General features: G+C 56.7%; 25 protein-coding genes. 3 read left to right on the top strand and 22 right to left on the bottom strand.

Annotated elements, in window-relative coordinates; translation table 11 throughout:
• Positions 1–29: 29 nt before the first annotated feature.
• From ACIQT8_RS16905 to ACIQT8_RS16885, 5 genes are all read right to left on the bottom strand, one after another.
• On the bottom strand, positions 30–851 hold the full coding sequence (locus ACIQT8_RS16905; protein WP_400967406.1) for an ABC transporter permease: 822 nt from the start codon (positions 849–851) through the stop codon (positions 30–32).
• On the bottom strand, positions 848–1798 hold the full coding sequence (locus ACIQT8_RS16900; RefSeq protein ID WP_400967403.1) for an ABC transporter permease: 951 nt from the start codon (positions 1796–1798) through the stop codon (positions 848–850). The genes ACIQT8_RS16905 and ACIQT8_RS16900 overlap by 4 nt, the downstream gene beginning before the upstream one ends.
• A 174-nt stretch (positions 1799–1972) precedes the next feature.
• Positions 1973–3508, bottom strand: coding sequence for an ABC transporter substrate-binding protein (locus tag ACIQT8_RS16895; RefSeq protein ID WP_400967401.1), 1536 nt, complete (start codon positions 3506–3508; stop codon positions 1973–1975).
• A 165-nt stretch (positions 3509–3673) separates the two neighbouring features.
• The gene (locus tag ACIQT8_RS16890; RefSeq protein WP_400967398.1) at positions 3674–4378 is read right to left on the bottom strand and encodes an anti-sigma factor domain-containing protein; all 705 of its coding nucleotides are present in this window, start codon (positions 4376–4378) and stop codon (positions 3674–3676) included.
• Complete coding sequence (locus ACIQT8_RS16885) at positions 4375–4926, bottom strand: sigma-70 family RNA polymerase sigma factor (RefSeq protein WP_262528230.1); 552 nt, start codon at positions 4924–4926, stop codon at positions 4375–4377. The genes ACIQT8_RS16890 and ACIQT8_RS16885 overlap by 4 nt, the downstream gene beginning before the upstream one ends.
• Before the next feature lie 192 nt (positions 4927–5118).
• On the opposite strand from ACIQT8_RS16885, the gene ACIQT8_RS16880 reads away from it, so the two are divergent.
• The gene (locus tag ACIQT8_RS16880; RefSeq protein ID WP_400967396.1) at positions 5119–5910 is read left to right on the top strand and encodes a DUF4394 domain-containing protein; all 792 of its coding nucleotides are present in this window, start codon (positions 5119–5121) and stop codon (positions 5908–5910) included.
• Between the two features lie 95 nt (positions 5911–6005).
• On the opposite strand, the gene ACIQT8_RS16875 is transcribed toward ACIQT8_RS16880, so the two are convergent.
• From ACIQT8_RS16875 to ACIQT8_RS16835, 9 genes are all read right to left on the bottom strand, one after another.
• The gene (locus ACIQT8_RS16875) at positions 6006–6563 is read right to left on the bottom strand and encodes a fasciclin domain-containing protein (protein ID WP_400967393.1); all 558 of its coding nucleotides are present in this window, start codon (positions 6561–6563) and stop codon (positions 6006–6008) included.
• Between the two features lie 136 nt (positions 6564–6699).
• Positions 6700–7602 carry a LysR family transcriptional regulator gene (locus tag ACIQT8_RS16870; protein WP_262528228.1) on the bottom strand — a complete coding sequence of 301 codons (903 nt, stop codon included), beginning with the start codon at positions 7600–7602 and terminating at the stop codon, positions 6700–6702.
• Positions 7603–7695: 93 nt separating this feature from the next.
• A complete protein-coding gene (locus ACIQT8_RS16865; RefSeq protein WP_400967390.1) occupies positions 7696–8445 on the bottom strand; it encodes an ABC transporter ATP-binding protein in 750 nt (249 codons plus the stop codon).
• Entirely contained in the window at positions 8442–9278 is an 837-nt protein-coding gene (locus ACIQT8_RS16860) for an ABC transporter ATP-binding protein (RefSeq protein WP_400967387.1), read from the bottom strand. Before ACIQT8_RS16860 ends, ACIQT8_RS16865 begins: the two co-directional genes overlap by 4 nt.
• Positions 9275–10207, bottom strand: coding sequence for an ABC transporter permease (locus tag ACIQT8_RS16855; RefSeq protein WP_138793456.1), 933 nt, complete (start codon positions 10205–10207; stop codon positions 9275–9277). Before ACIQT8_RS16855 ends, ACIQT8_RS16860 begins: the two co-directional genes overlap by 4 nt.
• A complete protein-coding gene (locus ACIQT8_RS16850; protein WP_400967383.1) occupies positions 10204–11274 on the bottom strand; it encodes an ABC transporter permease in 1071 nt (356 codons plus the stop codon). The genes ACIQT8_RS16855 and ACIQT8_RS16850 overlap by 4 nt, the downstream gene beginning before the upstream one ends.
• 32 nt (positions 11275–11306) lie before the next feature.
• The gene (locus tag ACIQT8_RS16845; RefSeq protein ID WP_400967380.1) at positions 11307–12947 is read right to left on the bottom strand and encodes an ABC transporter substrate-binding protein; all 1641 of its coding nucleotides are present in this window, start codon (positions 12945–12947) and stop codon (positions 11307–11309) included.
• A 35-nt stretch (positions 12948–12982) separates the two neighbouring features.
• Positions 12983–14038 carry a dipeptidase gene (locus tag ACIQT8_RS16840; protein WP_138793459.1) on the bottom strand — a complete coding sequence of 352 codons (1056 nt, stop codon included), beginning with the start codon at positions 14036–14038 and terminating at the stop codon, positions 12983–12985.
• A gap of 207 nt (positions 14039–14245) precedes the next feature.
• Positions 14246–14929, bottom strand: coding sequence for a phosphoribosyltransferase (locus ACIQT8_RS16835; RefSeq protein WP_138793460.1), 684 nt, complete (start codon positions 14927–14929; stop codon positions 14246–14248).
• Between the two features lie 195 nt (positions 14930–15124).
• Here ACIQT8_RS16835 and ACIQT8_RS16830 point away from each other — a divergent pair, with 195 nt between their 5' ends.
• A complete protein-coding gene (locus ACIQT8_RS16830) occupies positions 15125–16297 on the top strand; it encodes a M20 aminoacylase family protein (protein ID WP_138793461.1) in 1173 nt (390 codons plus the stop codon).
• A 17-nt stretch (positions 16298–16314) separates the two neighbouring features.
• Here the strand turns inward: ACIQT8_RS16830 and ACIQT8_RS16825 are convergent, their stop codons facing one another.
• Positions 16315–17571 (bottom strand): MFS transporter, encoded by a 1257-nt coding sequence (locus tag ACIQT8_RS16825; RefSeq protein ID WP_400967374.1) that lies wholly within the window; start codon positions 17569–17571, stop codon positions 16315–16317.
• 88 nt (positions 17572–17659) lie between these two features.
• Here ACIQT8_RS16825 and ACIQT8_RS16820 point away from each other — a divergent pair, with 88 nt between their 5' ends.
• Positions 17660–18568 carry a LysR family transcriptional regulator gene (locus ACIQT8_RS16820; protein ID WP_400967371.1) on the top strand — a complete coding sequence of 303 codons (909 nt, stop codon included), beginning with the start codon at positions 17660–17662 and terminating at the stop codon, positions 18566–18568.
• Between the two features lie 26 nt (positions 18569–18594).
• Here the strand turns inward: ACIQT8_RS16820 and ACIQT8_RS16815 are convergent, their stop codons facing one another.
• From ACIQT8_RS16815 to ACIQT8_RS16785, 7 genes are all read right to left on the bottom strand, one after another.
• Positions 18595–18783 (bottom strand): helix-turn-helix transcriptional regulator, encoded by a 189-nt coding sequence (locus tag ACIQT8_RS16815; RefSeq protein WP_400967368.1) that lies wholly within the window; start codon positions 18781–18783, stop codon positions 18595–18597.
• Positions 18780–19157, bottom strand: coding sequence for a hypothetical protein (locus ACIQT8_RS16810; protein WP_400967366.1), 378 nt, complete (start codon positions 19155–19157; stop codon positions 18780–18782). Before ACIQT8_RS16810 ends, ACIQT8_RS16815 begins: the two co-directional genes overlap by 4 nt.
• 142 nt (positions 19158–19299) lie before the next feature.
• Positions 19300–21093, bottom strand: a complete 1794-nt coding sequence (locus ACIQT8_RS16805) for an adenine deaminase (protein ID WP_400967363.1) — start codon at positions 21091–21093, stop codon at positions 19300–19302.
• Positions 21090–22016: a nucleoside hydrolase gene (locus ACIQT8_RS16800; protein ID WP_400967360.1), complete on the bottom strand. Its 927-nt coding sequence runs from the start codon at positions 22014–22016 to the stop codon at positions 21090–21092. Before ACIQT8_RS16800 ends, ACIQT8_RS16805 begins: the two co-directional genes overlap by 4 nt.
• Positions 22017–22018: 2 nt before the next feature.
• A complete protein-coding gene (locus ACIQT8_RS16795; protein ID WP_400967357.1) occupies positions 22019–23044 on the bottom strand; it encodes an ABC transporter ATP-binding protein in 1026 nt (341 codons plus the stop codon).
• The gene (locus tag ACIQT8_RS16790; RefSeq protein ID WP_400967354.1) at positions 23037–23816 is read right to left on the bottom strand and encodes an ABC transporter permease; all 780 of its coding nucleotides are present in this window, start codon (positions 23814–23816) and stop codon (positions 23037–23039) included. The genes ACIQT8_RS16795 and ACIQT8_RS16790 overlap by 8 nt, the downstream gene beginning before the upstream one ends.
• Positions 23813–24640: an ABC transporter permease gene (locus ACIQT8_RS16785; protein WP_138793469.1), complete on the bottom strand. Its 828-nt coding sequence runs from the start codon at positions 24638–24640 to the stop codon at positions 23813–23815. Before ACIQT8_RS16785 ends, ACIQT8_RS16790 begins: the two co-directional genes overlap by 4 nt.
• Positions 24641–24768 lie beyond the last annotated feature (128 nt).

Genomic DNA, 24768 nt, shown 5'->3' with positions numbered 1-24768 from the left:
GGAGTGGAATGCGCGGGGCAGCGCCGCCCTCAACTTGTATCGCGCGGGTCAAGAAGGTCGCGAAGACCGTCACCGAGAAGATTGAAGCCGAAAACGGCAAGGGCAATCGCAAGACCCGGCATAACGGCAAGCCACGGAGCGACACCGAGATAGGTCTGGGCATCGGCGAGCATGCGTCCCCACGTCGCTGCGGGTGGCGGCATGCCGAGCCCGAGAAAGGACAGCCCTGCCTCGGTAAGAATGGCAAGTCCGAGCTGTATCGTCACCTGAACAATGATCTGGTTGGAGATGTTGGGCACGATATGGAAAAGCGATATCTTCGCCCTGTTTTGGCCGATGCTGGTTGCTGCAGTGACATATTCACGCGCCCATATCTGCAAGGCTGCACCGAGCGTGAGGCGGGCAAAGACGGGCACCATGAAAGTCGCGATTGCAATGATGGCGGTGAAACGGCCGGTCCCGATAAAAGCGCCGAGCATCATCGCAGACAGGATCGGCGGCAGCGCGAAGATGATATCGCAGATCCGCATGACCACTGTTTCTGTGACGCCACGAACGGCCGCGACTGTTACGCCCAACAATGTACCGATAAATGCTCCAATGGCGACAGCGGCAACAGCCGTCGACAGTGAATTCCATGCGCCAACCATCAGCATGGAAAGAACGTCACGACCAAAATGGTCTGTACCAAGACCACCGTAGGAAACAGGAGACTTGAGTTTCTGGACGATCTGCATCTTCGTCGGCGAAACCGGTGTCCAGACAAGGGAGAGAAGCGCAATTGCCACCAGGAGCGCGGTAACGGTCACACCAAGAACGAAGGCGGGGCGCCTGCTGATCATTTTTATCATCGTGCACCTGCCCGCAGCCGCGGATCGATGAACAGATAGGCGATATCAACAATGAAGTTCATGATGATGACAAGGCCGGAGAAGAACAGCACGACGGCCTGCATGACGACGATGTCGCGCTGGGTAAGTGCCTGATAGGCAAGCCGCCCCAGTCCTGGCAGATTGAAGACATTTTCCACGAGGACTGCACCGGCAATCAGAAACGTGAATTGCAGGCCAATCATGGTAACGACCGGGATCATCGCGTTCGGTACAGCGTGGCGCCAAAGTGCCACTCGCTCACTCAGTCCCTTGGCACGCGCCGTACGCACAAAGTCCTCATTCATCACTTCCAGAACCGCAGAACGGCAAACGCGTGTCAGGACGCCGGCCTGCGAAAGCGCCAGGGCGACAGCAGGCAACACCAGCGCCGTGAATGCAACGCCGAAACCTGCCTGCCAGCCCGGAAATCCGCCTGAAGGCATCCAGCCCAGCATAGTCGAAAACACAAGGATCAGGAGCAGGCCGACCCAAAATCCCGGAACTGCAATTCCGACATGCGAGAAAAGACCGGCACCGAAATCGACGACACCGTTGCGGTTGCGTGCCGCAGCCACACCAAGCGGGATAGCGATGAGAATGGACAGGCAGACAGCCATAAAGGCAAGCGGCAATGTTACGGCAAGCCGTTCAAGGATCAGGCCGGCAACCGGGACGCCATATGTATAGGACTGGCCAAGATCACCACGAAAGACGGCAACGAGCCAATGAAGGTACCGCAAGACAAGTGGTTGATCGAGACCCATCTGTTTCTGAAGCGCTGCCAGCGTATCTGGGCTGGCGGAGGTGCCAAGCATAATGGCAGCCGGATCACCCGGAAGTAACCCCATGACGACGTAGATGATGAGAGACACCGCAAACAGCGTAATGATGAGGCTGGCAAGGCGCCGCAGAATGACGGCAATCATCGGCTGTGTGTCCTCTCAAGCATTTCCATTTACTACGGGCTGTCCGCCCGCCGATATCAATTTTTCCGGCCTAGAGCCGAAACCCGGTCAGCCCGATTTATTGGGCTGACAAGGCTCTGTTGGCGAAACGTGTTCACTGGCGGGACGACAGATCCAGCCCGCGTCTGTAGATGCTCACTCTTCCCAATGAACGTCGGTCAAGACGTTGGACGGGATCGGCTCGTTCTCCCACAACCCTTTGATCTTCTTGTCCCATACGCCAAGCTTGGGCATGACGAACAGATAAAGAGCGGGCACATCTTCAGCGAGAATTTTCTGCGCTTCACCGTAGAGCTTTTCCTGCTCGCTTGCGTCAGAAGTCAGCTCGACATTCTTGACAAGCTCGTTGAAGGCGGGGTTCTTGTAGTTGAAATAGTAGGGATCACGCGAATAGATATCGATGTCCATCGGCTCGGCATGCGCAACGATCGTCATGTCGTAGTCGGCGCCCTTCAGAACATCCGCCACCCATTTCGCCGGAAACTCGGTGGTTTCGATGTTCATCGTAACACCAATCTCGGCAAGCATGGCCTGCAAGATCTGAGAGGTGCGCTGAGCATAGGCCATCTGCGGAGCTTTGATCGTGAAACTAAAACCGTCCGGATAACCAGCTTCGGCCAACAGAGCCCTGGCCTTGTCCACGTCGTAAGGGTGAACACCCGTGGTATCGATATAACCGCGATCGTTGGGTGTGTAATGGCTGCCGATGGCTGTGCCAAAGCCTGACCAGGCACCTTCAATGACCGTGCTACGATCGACCGCCATCATCAGAGCCTGACGGACACGTTTGTCGTCAAAGGGTTTGCGGGTGCTATTCATGCCTGCAACCACCTTCAGTTCGGTATTGCCCACGAAGGTGCCGAGGCGCTCATCGCCATCGAAGGACGACATCAGTTCGGGCGCACCGAACTCCGGAAAAGCGTCGATGTCACCCGACTTCAAGGCTGCAGCCTGTGCCTGCGGGTCGGTTACGAAACGGAAGGTGGCCTTTTCAAGCTTCACCGACACTGCCTTATCCCAATAGGCGGGATTTTTCTCCAACTCGACCTTGTCACCTTTGGCCCAGCTTGCGAATTTGAACGGGCCGGTGCCGACAGGCGTTGTCTTGTTGTTGTCAGCGCTCTTCGGCGCAACCATGACGGAGGCTGGCCAGCCGAGCCAATAAATCAGGCTGCCTGCAGGCTGTTTGAGTTTCAACACAAGCGTTGCCGCATCGGGCGTCTCAATGCTGTTGATGGACGCAAAGAACCGCTTTTGCGGATTGACGGAAGCATCGCCACGCGCGCGATCAAGCGAGAATTTGGCGACGGATGAATCGAATGCTTCCCCATCGTGGAAGGTCACGCCCTGACGCAATTTGAACGTATATGTCTTGCCATCGGGAGAAATCTCCCAGCTCTCAGCGAGTTGTGGCTTAACCTTGCCCTTGTTGTCGATGGTGACGAGGCCCTCGAACACGTTCTGCCAGGTGACCTGACCGATGGCGACAGGCGCTGCAATACTGGGGTCGAGACCTGCAGGTTCGACGGCCATGCCAAGAACGAGGGCGTTCTTCGGCGCAGCCTCCGCATTATCAGTTGAAAAAGGTAAGGCGAGTGTCGTTCCGAGCGCCAGCGTCAGCGCGGCACGCCGCGTCACTTTCATCGAATGCGAGAAATAGTTGCGTAGCATCAATGTCCCCTGTCTGGCGGCCGAGGCATTTTTGCCCTTTCCAAACCGCCCGTTGCAAAAACAGTGTCATGTTGCATGCGCACACACAATCGTCAATTTTGTGTGCGGTGCGTAGCCGAAATCGCTACACGATAGATCATGGAAAACAAACCCCGCGCCGTGAGATCAACGCGGCATTTTTGCAAAGCCTTTCGCAAGGATGGGCCCTGTCGGACGGCCAGTTGGTGACCCTCCCGCATTTTCGAGGGTCAGCTCGTAGAGTTGCCCGTTTTGTGGCCTGGGCAAAGCAGGCCCGGTAAGGCTGACGGAGCGTGCATTCTCGATCAGGCCTAGTGACACCGGGCCCATGTCACGCGACGGCAGCGTCCAGACCTGGATCATCTTGTCATCGGGAACCGTGAAATCCGCCAGAAGCCTGACGCTGGCATTCTCGTTTCCAAAATCCTCAACAACGGCCTGAACCTCACCTGCCTCATTCACGAGAACCGCAATGACCAGCGGTTCGACCGTTCGCATCAGGCTGAGCGCCAACCCTACGGAAAGAAACACGCAAGCGGCCATAGCGGAAATGGCAGCGGCACGCCAACGGCCCTTGCTGTTTTGATTGGCGGGAGGTGGTACAGCTGACTTGGCGGATGTGACCTGAGGCGGCAGTGAACCCTCGATCTTCGTCCACAGTCCGTCGCCAATGGCAACGGGCTCCGCCGTTGTGTCAAGCGGAAGAAACCGGTCGCGACTTGCCGCCACTGCCGCCATCAGTTCGGCATCCGTTTCCATAGCCGCCTCGATTTCGATCGCCTCGGCGCGATCCAGCAAACCAAGCACGTATTCATCAGCCAGAGCGGGCATGTCCATTCGGTCGATTTTCATGCCATGCACTCCCGAAGCATCAAAAGGCCACGCCTGATCCAGGATTTCGCCGTGCCAAGGGGGATTTTCAGCCGACCTGCAATTTCGCCATGGGTATAACCGCCGATGTAGGCCATCAGGATGCCGCGCCGTTTGATGTCTTCAAGAGAGGATAGACACTCACGTAACCTCGACTGCCGATCAAGCCTTTGCCATGCTGCCATGACCTCATGCTCCTGCTCGGCATCCTGCAGTGCCTCGATGTCTTCTTCTGTAAATTCACGCTTGCCGTCACGCAGCACATTGAGCGCCCGATTGCGAACAATGGCGTAGATCCAGCCTCGCGCCGAGCCGCGCTCCGGTGTGAACTGATGCGCGTGCGTCCATATCCGGATAAACGCCTCTTGAACGATCTCCTCGGCCAGATCACGGCGGCGCACGATACGCTCGGCGACGGCAACCAGGCGTCCCGCCTCCCGATCATAGATCAGCTTCAAGCCCGCGCGCTCTCCCCTGGCACAGGCCATGAGCGCGACTTCAAGTTCCTCAGGCGCCGATCCTACCAGCATGTATCGCACAATCTCCCCTGCCTCCACGTCCTGAACCATTTGTAACCTATACGTTTCGAGATGCCATTCGGATGCACGAGAAAAAATTTTAAACGCTGCATCCAAGTACCCCCTCTCCTGTGTCTTAAGACTGGAAGCACCAAAATGGCGCACGCCGGACAGCTTCTCATGAACCAACCAAGGGAGATAGATATGAACACCTTTCGTTTCGCGTTGATCGCCTCCACTGCCGCACTTACTCTTTCCGCAGCTGCTGCGTCTGCAGCCCCTGTTCTTGGCCTGACCGGAGACAAGACACTTGTCATGTTCGACACGGAAAAGCCCGCCGTCAGCAAGACGATGGATGTGACTGGTGTTGATAAGCTGGTTGGTATCGATTTCCGGCCAGGAAACAAGACGGTCGTCGGCGTCACTCCCGACCACAGGATCTTCACCATCGATCTCGCCAGCGGCGCTGCGACGGAAGTTGCCAAAATGGACAAGATGCTGACGGTGACAGATGCACCTGTCGTGGTCGATTTCAATCCGATGGCAGACCGCCTGCGCTTCATGACCGGTACAACAAACCACCGGGTTCACCCCGACACAGGTGCCGTGACGGTCGATGGTTCGCTTGCCTACGAAGACGGCGACATGCATAAGGGCGAGACACCCGTAATCGTCGCCGCGGCCTACACAAACTCCATCGGGAAGCCGGAAAAGACCGCGATGTACAACATCGATGCCAAGATCGGTGCACTGATCCAGCAGACGAAACCGAATGACGGTACACTGAAGGCAATTGGCAAACTTGGGATCAAGGATATGCCCGCGACCTACGCCTTCGACGTCCAAGGGCTGGACGGCGGCAAGAACACCGCCTACCTGATCGCGAACAAAACGCTTTACACCGTCAATCTCGAAAGTGGCGCAGCAACTGAGGTGGGTGCGGTGAGCGGACTTGAAACGGATATCCGCGACATCGCGATCTTGCCGGCAATGTGATTCACCCCACAAATGGCGGGCAAAGTCCGCCTTCCATCATCCGTTGCCATGAAGAAGCCGCTCGGCAGAGCGGCTTCACAGCAAAATAATTTCGGTTACATCTTCGGCAAAAGAACCTTGTCGATGACATGAATCACGCCATTTGATTGTTTGACGTCAGCGATCGTCACCTTGGCAATATTGCCATTCTCGTCCGTCAGCGTGATCTTACCCGTGCTGCTTTTCGCCTTCAGTACACAGCCACCGACCGTTTTGACGTCATGTGTCCCGTTGTCATCCATGATCATTTTCTCGATGGCAGCAGACATGGCATCGGCAGCGACAACGTGGCAGGTCAAGACCTTGGTGAGTTGCGCCTTGTTTTCCGGCTTGAGAAGTGTGTCGACCGTGCCTTTCGGCAGTGCTGCGAACGCCTCATTGGTTGGAGCGAACACAGTGAACGGCCCTTTCCCGGCCAGGGTTTCGACAAGGCCGGCAGCTTTCACCGCAGCGACCAGAGTTGTGTGATCTTTCGATTGGCTAGCGTTTTCGACAATGTTTTTGTCTTCAAACATCGCCGCGCCTCCAACCTTGGGATTTGCGGCGAATGTATTTGTACCAGCCATCACGACGACGGCTGCACAGGCGGCGAGACGGATTGCGAGACTCGACATGATAAATTCTCCTCCTGCCTGAAGCCCAGGCGCGGACTGCGCCTTACAAGGCCCGGCGCCCATCAAAAGGGGCGGAGCAACAGACGAGGGAACGAGAGAATTAGTTTCACGGATATTCGCTTTTGATCGGACTCGGCTAAGCGGCTGTCGCGTCGCGCATGAAGCGTTCTATAAAATCGGCAAGTTTTGAGGCCGCAAAAGACAGTTGCCGGTCGGGCGCCACACAAAGCTCGATATGGGTATGAATGCCCTTCTTGCCAGCGAGCGGAACCGCAATCATCTGGCCACTGCGGATCTCACGGGCGACCGACAAAGCCGGAAGAAGCGTTGCAGCGGCATTGCCCAGAACAAGTTCCTTGAGCATCTCCAGTGAACTGGTGATGAAGACTGGATCAAGTTCTACGCCGGCATCAAAAAACAGTGCTTCGAATGCCTGGCGGGCAGCGAAGCTCTTGTCCGGCAGCGCAAGCGGAAGTTCAGCAAGTTCCTTGAGAGAAATCTCCAGCTTATCCGCCAGCGGATGTCCCACCGGCAAGACCACATCGTAACTGATACGGGTACGCGAGCGAACTTTCACGCCTGAAACTTTGGGTGCGAATAGCCCGACAACAAGATCGGCTTCTGCCGAGCCGAGAGCATCCATTGCCTGACGCGCGCTGGTGATGTGGACCTCAAAGCGAAGCTTCGGGTACTTTAGCGAGAATTGCGCCAGAACCGGCGCCAACAGGTTGGCCACCGTCGCGCCGTTGGCATAGATCGTGACGCGTCCCCGCTGAAGTCCCTTGAGATCATCAATGAGCTGATGAACGTGATCGAGTTCGCGGAGGGTCTTGCCTGCCCGTGCGGCCAGCAATTCACCCGCTGCGGTCAACTTCACTCCGCGACTGGAGCGCTCCACGAGAGGGGAGCCAAAATAATACTCAAGATTTTCGATTTGCCGGCTGACGGCTGTCGGCGCTACGTTAAGATTTTCGGCCGCCGCACGCATGGAGTTGGTGCGAACAAGCTCATCGAAATACATCAACGCGCGTAATTGCATGGTTTGATACCTTGCCTCGATCCGACTGGCCCCGCCGCTCCGGCGCTCAGCCGGAATGGCAGGGAATTTTATGGGTGAGACCGTAGCGTCCCGTCAATCGCGCTTGAAGCCCTCGCTGGCGACCAGCAGTTGGCGGGTGTAGTCTGCGGTGAAATCGCGGCTTTCAAGAGCTTCTGCTGCCAGCATTTCCACGACTTGACCGCTTTTCATGACGGCAAGACGGTCGCACATATGGCTGATAACACCGAGGTCGTGGCTCACCATGACGAAGGTGAGGTTACGGTCTCGACGCGCCTGTTCCAAAAGGTTGAGGATTTCCGCCTGAATGGATGCGTCCAGCGCCGATGTCGGTTCGTCCAGCAAGAGCACCTTTGGTTCGACAATCAACGCACGCGCGATGGCAATACGCTGGCGCTGTCCTCCGGAAAGCTGGTGTGAATAGCGAAAGCGGAAACCAGACCCCAAGCCCACCTCATCCAACGCCCGCGAAATCCGCTGTTCACGGTTGTCGAGACCATGGATAAGCAACGGCTCGAGCAACAGGGCATCAACCGTCTGGCGGGGATGCAGCGATCCGTAAGGGTCCTGGAACACCATCTGCACATCGCGGTAGAAGCTCTTGTCACGGCGTTTGCCGGAGTAAGAGCGCCCCTCGACTATCAAGGTACCGCTTTCGAAGTGGTTGAGACCGGCGACTGCCCGCAAAAGCGTTGATTTTCCAGAACCGGATTCGCCAACGATACCGAAGGATTCACCTTGCGCGACATCAAGGCTGACATGATCGAGTGCCAGATAGCCGTCGAAATCGACGACCATGTCACGAACAGAAAGAACAGTTGTCATGCGCGCCACTCCGGCTTGCGATCCAGGACGGGCAGCGGATGACGGTGACCACCTATCTGTGGCAGGCAGTTCAACAAACCCTGCGTATACGGATGCTTCGCATCCTTCAGATTGGCAGACGACAACTCCTCGACGACCTTCCCCGCATACATGACCAGCACGCGGTCGCAGAACGAGGAAACCAGTCGCAAGTCGTGGCTAACGAAAACAAGCCCCATACCGCGATCGCGAACCAGCTTGTCGAGAATGTCGAGCACTTCAAGCTGGACCGTGACATCGAGCGCCGACGTAGGCTCGTCGGCTATCAGCAATTCGGGCCCGCATACAAGCATCATGGCAATCATAACACGTTGCCCCATGCCGCCGGAGACTTCATGCGGATAAAGATCAAACACGCGTTCGGGATCGCGAATCTGCACGGCTTCCAGCATATCGAGTGTGCGCTTACGGGCTTCCGAAGAACCGATCCTCTCATGGGTACGAAGCGTCTCGACAATCTGCCGACCGATTGTCATCACCGGGTTCAGCGAGTATTTCGGATCTTGAAGGATCATCGCGATGCGCTTGCCGCGCATGATGCGCCGTTCCTTGGCCGAGACACGCAACAGATCGATATCGCCGAAGCGCAAGGCGTCGGCTTCGATGCGCGCGCTTTTCGGTGTCAGACCCATGATCGCACGGCCGGTCTGCGATTTCCCAGATCCAGATTCCCCAACAATACCAAGGCGTTCTCGCCCGAGTGTGAAGGAAACACCGCGAACCGCTTCCACAAGCCCGGTTCGAGTGGGGAAGCTGACACGCAGATTATCGACGGTCAGAAGCGGTGTACTCATTGGCCCGCCTCCTTGGGATCGAGTGCGTCGCGCAAACCGTCACCCAAAAGGTTGAAACCAAGGCTGACGATCAAGATCGCGGCCCCCGGCATGGCTGCCACCCACCATTGATCGAGAATGAAGCGGCGGCCTGACGCGATCATCGCACCCCATTCAGGAAGCGGCGGCTGAGCACCTAAACCAAGGAAGCCTAGTCCCGCTGCCGTCAGGATAATGCCTGCCATGTCGAGAGTGACACGCACGATCAATGAAGACAGGCAAAGCGGCATGACGTGTTTCAGGACGATGCGCAATGGCGATGCCCCCATCAGCTTCACTGCAGCGATAAAATCCGAATTACGGAACGTCATCGTTTCGGCTCGGGCGATACGGGCGTAAGGTGGCCAGGAGGTAAGTGCAATCGCCAGTACCGCGTTTTCGATGCCGGGTCCGAGGGCCGCAACCAACGCCAGCGCCAGAACAAGTTTCGGAAATGCAAGGAAGATATCGGTGATGCGCATCAGCAGCGCGTCGACCCACCCCCCGGCATAACCGGAGACGGTGCCGACGATCAGGCCGACTGGAGCGGCAATAACTGCAACGAGAAGAACGACAAAGAGCGTCAATCGCGAGCCATGAATAAGACGTGAAAGAATATCGCGTCCCTGATCATCCGTTCCAAGCCAGTAACCTTCTGTGCCGGGTGGGAGAAGCCGGGCGTTGCGGAGATCACCCTGCACCGGGTTGTGGGGCGCCAGCACATCTGCAAACAAAGCAACAAACAGCAGTGCGAGGATGATGCCCAGGCCAAGAAGCGCCAGCCTGTTTTCCGAAAACCGCCGCCAGATGACGTATGCACGGCCAAGCCTTGCCTGCTTGCGAGACACCGGCCGGTCAGAAAGCAGCCATGCACGGCTGTAGGGTTTTAACGTTTCGATCGAAGTCGTCATCGGCTTCGCGTCCTCGGATCAAGTGTCCTGTAAAGCAGGTCGGAGAAAAGATTGATGCCGACGAAAATGGCGCCGATTACGATCGTGCCACCGAGTACGGCATTCATGTCCGCGTTCTGCAAGGAATTGGTGATGTAAAGACCAAGCCCCGGCCAGGCAAAAATGGTTTCGGTAAGGACCGAACCTTCAAGAAGGCCGGCATAGGACAGCGCAATGACGGTCACCAATGGCACGGCAGCATTGCGCAGCGCGTGGAACCAGATGATGCGTGTTTCCGACAGACCTTTGGCCCGTGCCGCAACGATATACTCCTGGCTCAGTTCATTCAGCATGAAGGACCGGGTCATGCGGCTGATATAAGCGAGCGAAAAGTAACCGAGTAGACAGGAAGGCAGAATGATGTGGCGAAAGAGATCCCACAACACGTCCCACTGCCGTTGCCAGATGGCATCGATCAGAAAGAAGCCCGTAACGGGCGTGAAGGTGAACTCGTAGACGATATCCATCCGTCCGGGATAGGCGACCCACTGCAAACGTGCGTAAAAGACCAGCAACGCGAGAAGGCCAAGCCAGAAGATCGGTACGGAATAGCCGATAAGGCCAATGACACGAACGATCTGGTCGGCGAGACTGCCGCGTTTGACGGCCGCAAGGACGCCAAGCGGGATACCGAACACCGAGCCGATAATCGTGCCGAGTGTCGCAAGCTCAATGGTCGCAGGAAAAACGCGCTTGATATCCTGCATGACCGGATTGGTGGTCAACACAGATGTACCAAAATCACCAGACAGCGCCTGTTTGAGATAGATGAAAAACTGCTGCCAGAGCGGCAGGTTGAGGCCGAGTTGCTCCCGCACCCGTTCCACGACGTGAGCAGGCGCACGATCGCCGACAATTGCCAGCGCCGGATCGATCGGGACGACGCGGCCAATGAAAAATGTTACCGCCAGCAACCCCAAAAAGGTGGTGATGACGGTGAGGGAAAAGCCAAGGACGGCTTTCAGGCGGGCGTTGGCGCGGCTTTTGCCGCGCCGCCTCGCCTTGGTGTTCGCTTCAACGGTACTCATTCAACGATACCCAAGGGGCCGGTCAAACCGGACTATTCCTTGGAGATCGTGTAAACGAAGTTCGTGTCGAAGCTCGGTCCGAGCTTGAGACCCTTAAGCTTCGCGGAATAACCGGCCACTTCGGTCTGTTGGAAGATGATTACGAACGGACCACTTTCCAGAACCTTTTTCTGAAGGTTTTCGTAGATCGCTGCACGCTTCGCACTATCTTTTTCCAGAAGTGCAGCCTGCGTTTCCTTGGTCAGATCCGGAACATCCCAGGCGTTGCGCCAGGCAAGCGTCTTGTTCTTGCCTTCGTCGGAGTTGTCGTAATTGATCGTGAACGTTTCCGCGTTCGAGTTCGGATCGAAATAGTCCGAGCCCCACTGGCCGATATAGATATCGTGGGTACGGGCACGGTACTTCGTCAGGGTCTGCTTCCCGTCGCCAGGAATGATCTCAAGCTTGATACCGGCCTGTGCAAGCGTCTGCTGCACGCTTTCGGCGATACCCGTTACCGGCTGCGTGTTGCGCACATCCATGGTGACCGTGAAACCGTCTTTCAGACCGGCTTTGTCAAGCAGTTCCTTGGCCTTTGCAACGTCGAGCTTGTAGGGGTTCTCATTGAGAGCGCCGAGTTGGCCCTTCGGCAGGAAGGTTTGATGGACTTCGCCGATGCCCTTGATAAGCGTGGCGCCAATCGCATCGTAGTCCACGAGATATTTGAACGCTTCGATCACTTCCGGCTTCTTCAGGTTCTCATTCTTCTGGTTGAGGCTGAAGTAATAAACGGTACCCTTTGGTGCAGAGGTAACGGCAAGACCTTCCTTCTTGGAAACGGCCTCCATATCACCCGGCTCAAGGTTACGAGCCACGTCGATATCGCCGTTTTCAAGGGCGAGACGCTGACCAGAACTTTCCTTCATGTGGCGATAAACGACACGCTTCAACTTCGGCGCCTCACCGTAGTAGTTCGGGTTGGCTTCCATGATCACGGCCTCGTTGGCTTTCCAGCCAAGGACCTTGTACGGACCGGAACCGGCATAACCGGTTTTCAGGAACTCGTTGCCGAAATCGGTGTCATATTTGTAATCGGCGCTGGGCGTTACGGGCTTTGCTTTTTCGGTAATGAGCTTTTTGTCGACAACAGAGGCGACAGTTGCAGTCAGCACGTTCAGAACGAAGCTAGGCGCGTAAGGCTTGTCGACGGTAAGCACGAACGTCTGTTCATCGGATGCCTTGGCCTTTTCGGCGACGTTGTCGCCGGTGAGGCCGAACTGCGTCAGGAGGAATGCCGGCGACTTGTCGAGCTTGACGGCGCGTTCAAATGAAAATGCAACGTCTTCAGCGGTGATCGGGTTGCCCGACGCGAATTTCAGGCCCGACTTCAGCTTGAAGGTGTAGGTCAGACCATCCTCGGACGTAGTCCAGCTTTCAGCCAGGTCCCCGACAACCTTGGACGTATCGTTGAGATCGATGGAGACCAGCTTGCTGTAGGTGTTGCCGGTCACTTCGGCTGCCGACAGCTCAAACGCCTCACCCGGATCGAGCGAGATGATATCATCGATGGCAAAGCCTTCGACAAGGGTGTCCGCAGGCGTTGCCGCGAAGACTTGCGGAGCCGACAGCATCAGAAGTGACAGTGCCGCGCTGGTAGCGAGAACACGCATGGGTTTGTTGAGCGATTTGATCATAGGATCTCCCCTTTTGTTATTGATTTCACTCGATTTCAGGCAGGTTCGTGCCATGCCTGGGATAGAACGCGCAGCCAGTTTTCCCGGCAGATTTTTGCTAGGTCATCGTCACCGTAGCCCGCAGATTTCAACGCCGCAACCAGATTGTGATTGCCACTGGCGTCCGCAATTCCGACCGGCACAGTCGCGCCGTCGAAGTCGGAACCGAGCGCTACGCAATCGATGCCCATCCGTTCCACCATGTAGTCGATGTGGCGTACCATATCGGACAACGGTGTGTTGGCATTATCGCGCGCATCGGAGCGCAACATCGTCACTGCATAGTTCAGGCCAACAAGGCCTTTGCTCTCCTTGACTGCGTCCATCTGTCGATCGGTAAGATTGCGCGCAACGGATGTGAGCGCATGTGCATTGGAATGGCTGGCGATCAGAGGCTGGTCCGTTGTCTTTGCCACATCCCAGAAGCCTTTTTCGGTGATGTGGGCAAGATCGATGAGGATACCCAGTCGATTGCAAGCCTTGACCAGAGCAAAGCCGGCGTCGGTAAGACCGGGAGCGCTATCTGGCGACATGGGGAAGGCGAAGGGAACGCCGTGGCCGAAAACATTGTGGCGGCTCCAGACTGGACCAAGCGACCGGAGACCGGCGGCATAAAAAAGTTCCAGCGCATCAAGATCCGGGCCGATCGCCTCGCAGCCCTCCATGTGAAGCACGGCCGCAAAAACGTTGTCGGCCATCGCCTTGCGAATGTCTGCCGTTTGACGGCAGAGCTTCCAGGCGCCGGCCTGATCCAGCCGGAGAGCAATCGCTGCCTTTTCAATGGCGATGTCGAGCGACGGCTGCCGTGTGAGCGGCGCGGCAAGCGGCGTGACATAATGGCCGTTTTCGTCCGGTTCCTGGAGAATAAGGTCTCCTGAGGGAATGTAGATGGCGCAAATGCCACCAGCCAGTCCACCAGCTTTTGCGCGAGGCGCATCGATGTGGCCTTCGCGTGTTCCATCCCGGAATTCTACAACCGGGTCCGCTCCGGCCTTGCTGTTGCGCCACAAACGAAGCAGCACATCATTATGACCGTCGAAAACTGCATGCATGTCAGGAGATTCCAAATATCAGTCGCAAAAAGGAGGGGGCGGCAGACGCCGGAATGACACCGAGCGGGTGGCAACCGGAGCAAACGCCACGGCCGCCTGTTTTCTGTCAGCGGCAATCTTAGGACGATATTTCGAAGCTTCGCAAGGACGAAATCAAGCAGTGGTGAAATTATCACCACTCCGTAACAACATCGATTTTGCGGATCGTCAAACCTGCCAGCCGCCGTCCACTTTTCGCAGCAGCGGCGTTGCAAAAACGCCCTGAACGCGATCGGGCCACTGCTGACCTGCAACGGCAAGCCTTTCCCGCCAGCGGTCCGATTGAAGCATCGCAGCCCCCACGACGACAGGTTCGATTTTGGAAGCGGAAAGCAGGGAAAGACCGGCGACAATCGAGGTGCCGCTGGAAATAACGTCATCGACCAGCGCGACGCGGCGATTTTCAATAAGCGGCATCATACGCGGGTCAATGTAAAGCCGCTTTTCCTGCTTGGTGGTAATGGATGACATTGGTACCGACAGCTCTTCCAGATACCAGAATTTGCGGGACGTCCCGAGCGGCACGTATCGTTTATGACCGAGATGGCGGGCGACAGCCGCCGCGAGCGTCAACCCCAGCGTCGGCAATCCCACCACCACATCGGGTCGAAACGGCTCGAGTTTTTTGGCAAGGTCCGCAGCCAGCGTCTCCAGCACCTCGAAGGAGGCTTGATTGACGATCAAAGACGCCAAAGCATGTTCTCCGTCCGCAAGCGGACGAATCGGCAACCTGATCTGTCGCCCGTCATCCAGCGTCGCAGGGAAAAACGCCGAATGCGGCCCCGTAGGCTCCAATGGGGCGGGCTTGAGGATTTCCTGCCAGAATTCGTGCGGCAAAATCTCGGATTGCATCGTTCTTTCCTTTGCTGCGGAACCGTTCGCCTGTGATCGAACAGGAGTGACACCGCGTGTCATGCATTTCGACAACCGAAGAGAGGTACGCGGGTTCATTTCAGATGCGGTATACGCTAGAAAGAGCCAGGCAACATGCGTTCGGAAGAGCCCACCTATGGCGCGGCTTTTCCTCATATTCAAGGATAACCTGCCATGAGACTGCTGGACCGGATCGGCGAAGATTTGCCATTTCTGACGGAGTTGCGTCACGACCTGCACGCTCATCCTGAACTCGGCTTCGAGGAAGAACGAACGAGTGCCATCGTCGCAGACCTGCTTGAACGGGCCGGCCTGAAAGTTCATCGCGGCCTGGGCGGCACCGGTGTGGTAGGCACCTTGCAGGTGGGGAATGGCACACGTTCGATTGGCCTTCGCGCCGATATGGATGCTCTGGCCATGCCAGAAGTTTCGGACCGCGCCTACAAGTCTCGGTTTCCAGGCAAAATGCACGCCTGTGGCCATGATGGGCACACGGCCATGTTGATCGGCGCAGCCCGTTACCTTGCCAAGACACGTGATTTTTCCGGCACTGTGCATTTCATCTTCCAACCTGCGGAAGAAGGCCGTGGCGGCGCAAAAAAAATGGTCGAAGACGGTCTTTTCGAGATTTTCCCCTGCGACGCCGTCTATGGGCTGCACAATATGCCAGGACTTGCAACTGACGAGATTGCCGTGGTCGAAGGCCCGCAGCTTGCCTCTTCCGATAGCTGGCGGGTAACATTCAAGGGCATTGGAACGCATGGAGCAAAACCGCATCTTGGCCGTGATCCGATAACGGCTGCCGGCACATTCCTCGCCTCACTGCAAAATATTGTCGGTCGCGTTGTTGATCCCTTGCAACCCGCTGTGGTCAGCGCCTGCTCAGTTCAGGCGGGCGATCCCAAGGCTCTCAACGTCATCCCGGACATCGTTGAGATTGGCGGCACCGCTCGAGCTTATGCGGCTGATGTCCGTAACCAGCTTGAAGAAGAGATCGGCAGGCTGGCCAAGGGTACGGCAGCCATGTTCGGCATTGAAGCCAAATATGAATTCATTCGCCGCATCCCACCGGTGATCAACGATGCAGACGCCACCAGGCGTGCGCTGCGAGCTGCAAAATCGGTCTTTGGCAACAAGGCGCGCACCGCGTTCCCGCCCTCGACAGCGGGTGACGATTTCGCCTTTTTTGCAGGTGAGGCACCGGGCTGCTACGTCTGGTTGGGCAACGGCCCTGCGGTCGACGGCGCTCTGCACCACAATACGTCTTATGACTTCAACGACGGATCAATTGTTTCCGGCGTCGCGTTCTGGTCAACGCTGGTTGAACAGGAATTGTCAGCTGAATGAACATTGTCCTCGGCCGATCAAATGACCGGCCGCGGCCCGCCAGCGGGACGAGGTAGGCTGGCAACAATGCCAGCCAGGGCGCAGGCTGAAGTGATGGCCATAATGCCCGGCCATCCTGCGTGTATCCAGAACCAGCCGCCGATCCAGCCCGTGATGCTCGCGCCACAATAATAAAACAACAGGTACAAGGCCGAAGCGTGGCTTTTGGCGGTGCCTGCGTTGGCACCGACACCGCTGCTGGCCGCTGAATGACCGATAAAAAATCCGACCGTGATCGCCGCAATCCCCATCACGATCAGGATAATGCTCGACGAAAAAGTCAGAAAAATACCCGCCAGGATGGATGAGAAGGCGACGATCAGCATGACCCGTCGGCTAAAGCGGTCGACCAGTGTCCCGCCGTAGGAAGACGCGACAATCCCGAGAGCAAAGGTCAGAAAAATCATGCTGACAGCGGTCCGGCCGAGTTCATAGGGTGGAGCGACCAGACGAAAGGCACAATAGTTGAAGACCGTGGTGAAGACACTGGTGAGCATTGCACCGATGAAATAAAACCGCCGGAGATCGGGATTTTTCAGATGCTCAGCCCATATACGCAGGTGCATGTTCAGTGGCATGCGCTGCGGCCGGAAGTTGCGCGAGGGAGGAAGCAGCATAAGGAAGCCGATCGCCGCGACAACACAGATGGCTCCAAGTGCGTACATCGCAACCTGCCATGAGGTAAACGCAGATACCAGCCCCATGCCGACACGCCCTGCCATGGCGCCAAACGCGGTCCCACCGACGTAGAGGCCCATTGCCTTGCCAAGACTGGCGGGCTCGATTTCTTCAGCAAGATAAGCCATTGCGACGGCAGGAACGCCTCCAAGCACGAAGCCTTCCAACGCCCTGGCTGCCAACAGCCATTCCCAGCCGTTTGTGCTTGCTGCGATAATATTACAGACCGCAGCCAACATCATGGAAACGAACATGAGACGGCGACGTGTAAAGAGCTGCGAGAAAGCTCCACTGAGAAGGATGGCAAAGGCAAGTGTTCCGGTTATCAACGAAAGCGCAAGCGAAGCAGTTGCAGGATTGATCCCAAACTCTTCCGGGAATTCCGGCAACAACGGCTGCACGCAATAAATCAGTGAAAAGCTGGCAAAACCGGCAAGAAAAAGCGCCCAGCTAGCTCGACGGAAACGGCTGCTGCCGTGCTCGATCCAGAGAACATCCGAGGGGTTCGCCGTCTTGATAATGGGTGGTGTAAAATCCTGATTACTGAGCTGACGCATCGATTTATCCTTTTCGGACTTATCTATAGCGCGCCCATCATCTTCACTCTATATGGAACAGCCTCTCATTATATCTGGATCTAATATCATGGAGCTCCGGCACATCCGCTATTTTCTTGCCATAGCCAGCGAAGGAAGCTTCACCCGGGCAGCGGAACATCTCGGCATAGCGCAGCCACCTCTTAGCCAGCAGATAAAAGTGCTGGAAGAGGAAATGGGCACCCGGTTGTTCCGGCGTCTCGCACACGGCGTGGAACTGACACCGGCGGGAATAGCCTTTCGTACAGCAATTGCCAATGTACCCGATCAGGTCAGCAATGGCGTTCGCCTTGCGCGCAGGGCAGCCGCCGGCGAGACTGGCGTCATGAGGATTGGTGTGACGGGAACGGCGGCTCTCAATCCGCTCGTCCCCGCGTGCATTCGCGCTTACAAGAACAAATATCCGGATGTCGAACTTCAAGTGATGGAAGCCAACGCCCTTGTGCTGACACCAGCCTTGCTTGAAGATAGGTTGGACGTTGCCCTATTGCGTCCGTCGCAATCTGAGCCGGACACGTTGAACGAAGAAGTCTTGACTGACGAGCCCCTCCTGATCGCCCTGCCCGCGTCGCACATTCTTGCACGGCGAGGCACTGCCATCGATCTCCTCGAACTGCGCGACGATCCATTCATTCTTACGCCACGCAGCATTGGAACCAGCCTCCACGACGCCTCGCTGAAGGCGTGCGAAGATGCAGGGTTTACACCGCGGCTTGGTCCGGCAGCGCCGCATATCGCCTCGATACTGACGTTGGTCGCCGCCGAACTTGGTGTTTCGCTGGTGCCGGAGTCCGTCGCTCAGGTGAAAATGCAAAACATCGTCCTGCTCCCCGCCAGCGGCCCACCTCCCCGGCTGTCCATATCGCTAGCCTATCGCAGAGGAACGACTTCTCACGTTGTGAAGAACTTCATTTTAGCCGCGCGCTCTGCAGCCAGTAAAACGCGGCAACCGAGTTAGGCTCTGCTCCAGAGTGCCAATCCTCATCACTCTTCGAAAATCTCTTCAATCGCTCGATTGAACAATCGAGCGATTGCGAACGCAAGCGGCAGGCTGGGGTCATAGCGCTCGTTTTCAATGGCGTTTACGGTCTGGCGTGACACGTCAAGGCGAGACGCCAGCTCGCCCTGCGACCATCCTTTTTCGATACGAAGGGCTTTCAGGCTGTTTTTCATCTAAAACGACGGCCACTTATGAGACCACCGACGATCCAGAAGACCGCCATGATCGGCCAAACAAAAAACATCGAGAGTTTTGGATACCCAACAGTTTCGAGAAAACCGTAACTGAATGTCACCAATGCCGTTCCACCAAAAGCAAGGGATAGCGCTTCAAGCTGAATCCGGCGCTGGAGCTCGTCAGATATTCTCACTTGGCGCATGACGGAAAATGCCACAGCAAACCCAGGAACCATGGGGGTTAGGGCGACGATCGTTTTCCAATTCCCCTCAACCATCTCTGCGTTGAGCACCAACACGGAAGCGATCAGGATGACCATATATCCGATCATGCTGATGCTGAACTCAACGGCGAAACGATGCTTGTTCATACCTGCCTCCTGTAAAGCATCCTTTACATCCGCAACCACAGGAAATGTCAAGCACGCTTTACACATCTAAGAGCATCCCGTCGGGGAAAACAGGCGATAGCCGCCTCTCGTGCGGCTCTCGCCTGCCGAAGCTCAAACCGTTTTAGTCAATGAGAGAGATCACAGGGCTTTCAAGCACGGTCCCGGTCAGAACGTCGGCGATCCCCCTATCTGTCTGGTGAGGACCGACATTGCAGGCAAGCGTTGCCCCAAAACACGCTTTGAAAACGAGGTAAGGCGGTTGCCACTCTACTATCTCACCGACAGCGGCACGCAGGTGCTGGAAGGCTTCCGCCACCTCTTCAACCGAAGCTTCTGACACCAGGCCAGAAAGCGGCAAGGGGAGCAAGGCCGTGATCTTGCCGTTTGATGCAGCCGCCATGCCGCCACCAGCCTCGATCACCGCATTTGCAGCGAGCGCCATGTCATCCACATTCCCACCGAAGACTGTCAGGTTATGGCTATCATGTGCAACCGTGGTTGCAAAAGCACCGTCCCAACGGCCCCAACCGGTCAGAAAACCGGTTCTCGTGAGAGAGTCCGCTTTGCCGTGACGATGCGTCACGGAAATCATCGTCGAGCCCTCCGGCGGGACAACAAAACCGTCCTCGACATCGGCCTCTGTTTCACCCCACTGGGTAAAGCGTGGACGATCGATGGTTGCTAGCCGCACACGACGCCCATTCGACGCCACCCTGAAGTCATCAGGTTTTCGCAATGGAAGCTTCATGGAGCCCTGGAGTACGGTCGCATCGCAGGCAGGAATTGAAGCCAGCATTGCTCCGTTTTCCGCAACAGGTTTGCCATCAGCAAGAACGTGCCGGGCAGCAAAACTGCTCAGATCCTCAAACACGGCGATATCAGCGCGACGACCTGCAGCAACGAGCCCTAGATCTGGACGTCCGAGACGTTGCGCCGCATTCAGTGTCGCTGCACGCAGTGCCCATTCCGGCTTCAATCCATAACGGACAAGGCGTCGTACCACGTCATCAAGGCCACCTCCGTTCACGAGGTCATCAGGGAATACGTCATCCGTGCAGAGCGTCACCGTTTGGGGAAGATGGCCTAGCGCGTTCAGCGCAACCACGAATTCCGGCAGCAGATGGTCGTGCGATCCGCGCAATTCGATGGTCAGGCCCGCACGCAGCTTTTCCATTAGATCGTCGGCAGAAACCAGTTCATGATCGGAGGATACACCCGCCGTCATGAATGCATTCAACTCGGCGCCCTTCAGACCTCTGGCGTGACCGCATAGCAACTTGCCCGAGAATAGACCCGCCTGCACGATAGCACTCATGTGCGGATCGCGCTCGATGACACCTCGCATGTTCATGATTTCGGCAACGCCGCCGATCTGGGGCCAGGCCAGCATGTCCGCAAGCACGAGGGCGTCGAAATCGGCACCTGCGCGCTCCAGGCCGGGTGCAGACGGGACTGAAGATGGCGCAAGAAGAACCGCACGTAAGGGCAGGTTTTCAATCGATTTTGCGGCCCAGCGAACGCCCTCGACACCGTGAACGTTTCCGAACTCATGTGGATCCCAGACAATCGTCGTGACACCACGGGAAACAACAGCTGCGGCGTAAGCGGCAGGCGTGATCATCGAACTTTCGATATGCATGTGCGTATCGATCAGCCCGGGAGAAACAAAAGCACCTGTGGCATCGATAATGCGGGTCGCATCACTTCGTGTCGCTTGCGCATGCACGCTTGCAATCAAGGAGCCGACAATGCCGATATCAGCGACGCGTAGCTCGCCAGTCACCACGTCCACTAACGTCCCGCCGGTGATGAGGATATCGAAAGACGTGTCCCCTCTTGCAGCCGCCACGGCTCGTGTGCGCAAATTTTCGTCATTCAAATCGGCAGGTTGTGGCGCAAACTTTGCTGAGTTCATCGGGCAGCCTCTCTACGAAGGGCCTCAAGGATTGTCTCCTTGACCGCATCCGCTTCAACAGTTTCGGCAAAATGGGCGTTGAACGCCCCTGTCTTGCCAGTCCTGCTTTCCACGACCGTCCGCCCCCGTGTGAATGCACCGGCAGTCTCCACATCGATACGCGCATGGCGCCAACCGACAAGATCAGAGCAGAAGGCTACCGCAGCAACCGGGTCGTAAAGTGCCATGGCAGCCCTACCCCGACTGGTGGCGATACCGATAAACCCTTCGAGAAGATCGGCTATGAGCCCCGCATTTTTTCCGCCAGCATTACGGATCGGCAGCACATCCGCAGGTGAAGCTGTCACCTTGCGGCAGGCATCGAGATCGACCATACGAAGCGGCAGGCCGTGCGAGAGAACGATTGCCAGGGCTTCAGGATCTGCAAAGGCGTTGAATTCGGCGGATGCCGTATGATTGCCAGACGTGACGCCGCCCCCCATCCAGGTCAGATCGGAAATTTTTGACGCAAGGTCCGGGCGCGCAACGCACAACGCCGCGATATTGGTGAGGGGTCCCAACGCGAGAACGCGCTTTTCGCCGGCTCCATCACAAAGCCAGTCGCACAGTGCAAGAAAGCTGCTGCTTTCACCTAGCCCCTCTACCGTCTGGGGCAATGAAAGGCCAACCGTTGGAATACCGCTATCGCCCAGAATGGATTGAGCAGTTTCGAGCGTACCGAACACCGGCTGCGCACGGCCTTGATGGATCGGGAATGTCCAGCCGAAGGCAGCGACGGCTCCTGCTGCGTTGTGGCAGACCTCCGCCAGTGTCGCGTTACCAAACACGAGCGAGACACCATCGATCATGATGCCTGACGCATCGACTACCATGATGGCAGCGATATCGTCGAAGCCCATATCGGTATCGATCCAGACACCCATGGTCAGTTGAACACCTTGAGGGTCGCGGCCTTATCCACCGGCAGATCGAAGGCAAGGCGATCACCAATGGCGTGCGTAGAGAGGGCCGCATCCGTTTCTGCCTTGATCGGGCCAAGCGACGTATCAAGCAGATATTCACGCGTGTTTCCAGCAAAGGATGTGCCGCGCACGGTTCCCTCGAAAGGACCTGAGCCGAGGGTGACCATGCGCGGCCGCCAGGCCAGTCCGGATGCTGAAAGGACTGGTCCGGGAAGCGGTGTTGTACCGTTTGCGGTTTTCAGTGCGCCGTTTTCCAGCGCGAAAATATTCTCGAAGCCGACGAAATCTGCAACGAAGGAAGAGACCGGTGCGTTGTAGATCTCCTCCGGCGTGCCGATCTGCTCTATCTTGCCGCCTTTCATGACAACAATGCGGTCAGCCAGCGCCAAAGCTTCAATTTGATCATGGGTGACAAAAATCATCGTCACGCCGGTTTCCTTTTGAACGCGCTGCAACTCCGTGCGCATCTCGAGACGCAACCGTGCATCGAGGTTGGAGAGCGGTTCATCAAGCAAAAGCACCTTCGGTTCCATCACCATGGAACGCGCCAGAGCCACGCGCTGCTGCTGACCGCCAGAAAGTTCGGCTGGCTTGCGTGACACGAAATTCGAAAGGCCAACAGACTTGATGCCCGACAAGACCTTGTCATCCAGTGCCTTGCCGTTCATGCCCTTTAGCTTCAGCCCGAAAGCAACATTTTCGTAGACCGTCAGATGCGGGAAAAGTGCGTAGGACTGGAAAACCAGCCCGACAGCGCGCTTGTTGGCAGCAACGCGGGTGATATCGACACCATCAAGATCGATGCGCCCACCCGCCACCGGCATAAGCCCGGCGATGGCACGCATCGTCGTGGTCTTGCCGCAGCCGGAGGGACCAAGTAGCGCCAGAAGTTCACCCTTGCGTATATCGAGGTCGAGATCCTTGACGGCAATGTTGTTACCGTATGCAAGCGACATTTTTTGGAGCGAAAGGTAATTTGCGTCAGACATAACGGGAGAACCCCAGAAAACGTTCGGCCAGGAAAACGATGCCGATGGAAAGGAAGGCAAGCAGCGAGGAGAGTGCTGCGACGGATGGATCAAAGACGATTTCCATATAGCCCAGCATATCGATGGGCAGCGTGCGAACGCCGGGACCGGAAAGGAACAGCGACACCGGCACCTGATTGAAACTCGTCACGAAACCGAGAATGAAGGCTGAGAGGATACCGCCGCGAATATTTGGCAATACGACCCGGAAAAATGCGCCTAGACGAGAAGAACCGAGCAAAACCGCTGCTTCCTCGATATCAGAACGCAGGTTGTTCAGACTGGCGGAAACCACACGCACCGCATAGGGCAGGATCAGCGCAGTGTGCGCAAGGAACAGAGCCAGCGTGATGCCGATGCCGAATGGCACGACGAAATAACGCAGGAGCGCCAGACCAACGATGATACCCGGTACGATGATTGGCGCGGAGACGATGGTGCGTACCGTTTCGGAAAGTGGAAGTTTGTAACGCGACATCGCGTAGGACGCGGGAATCCCGAGAAGAAGCGCCGTGAATGTACCTCCGATAGCAAGGAACATCGACATGGCAAAACTTTCACGGAAGCTCTCGACCGTGAAAACCTTCGCGATCCACTTCAGCGAAAAACCCTGCGGTGGAAAGGCAAGTGTATCGCCCGCCGAGAACGATGCCGCCACGATAATGAGAAACGGCCCAATCAAAAAGCCGACCACCACGAGAAGTGTCAGGGGAATGAAAAGCTGCCGGGTCATTTCTTGTTCCTTGCGGTAGCAATGCGCTTCAGAAGGATGTTGGCGGCAAAGCTCATGACGATCAGGATGAAGGCGATGACGCTGGCGGCAACAAAATTGTTCGAGACCGTGACCTGCTGATAAAGCAACGTCTCCAGCATCAGGACCTTGGAGCCACCCAGAATTGCGGGGGTGATATAAGCCGTCAGCGAGCCGGTGAACACCAACGTACCACCGACCACAAGCCCTTCCCGCGTCAGCGGCAAGATGACTTTCCAGAAAACCTGAAACCAGTTTGCGCCGAGCACGCGGGCCGCCGCGATCGTATCCTTCGGCATGTTCTCAAGCGCACTGATCAGCGAAATAATCATCAGCGGCAGGAAAAGCTGGAGAAGGCCGATAAAAACCGCCGTTTCAGAAAAAAGAATGCGTATCGGTCCATCGCTCAAACCCACGGCCTGAAGCGCCTGATTGACGATACCGGTGCGGCCCAGGATAACGATCCAGGCATAGGTACGCGCGACTGGCGAGATCATCAGAGGCAAAACGACGAGGTTGACGACATGTCCCTTTGAGCCGGCCGAAAGGTTGACGATGGCAAAAGCTGCCGCATAACCGATGACCGCCGATACCACAGTGACAATTGCCCCGAGTTTCAGCGTGCGCAGGAAAACGGTCTGATTGAGCGGCTCGGAAAAGAAATCGGCATAGGCGGACAGCGTCCACCCGTCAGCGGTACGGAACCCTTCCGACAACAGCATGAACACCGGCACAAGAAAGACCGCCGCCGCGAAAACAGCAGCGGGCAATGCAAGCGCCAGCGCTTCGGCCCGATTCTGAAACATTCACTTATTCCCTGAACGGCCGCAGTGTCGCGGACCGATGTCGTTGAAGCTGAATTGTCAGCTTCCGTTTTGAAACGGTGGAAAAGCGGCCAGGGGACGACCAAACCGCTTTTCCCGGAACGGGGGCC

This window comes from Agrobacterium sp. NPDC090273 (genome assembly GCF_044772305.1).
GTDB lineage: Bacteria > Pseudomonadota > Alphaproteobacteria > Rhizobiales > Rhizobiaceae > Agrobacterium.
This window is presented reverse-complemented; position numbering and strand designations above follow the sequence as displayed.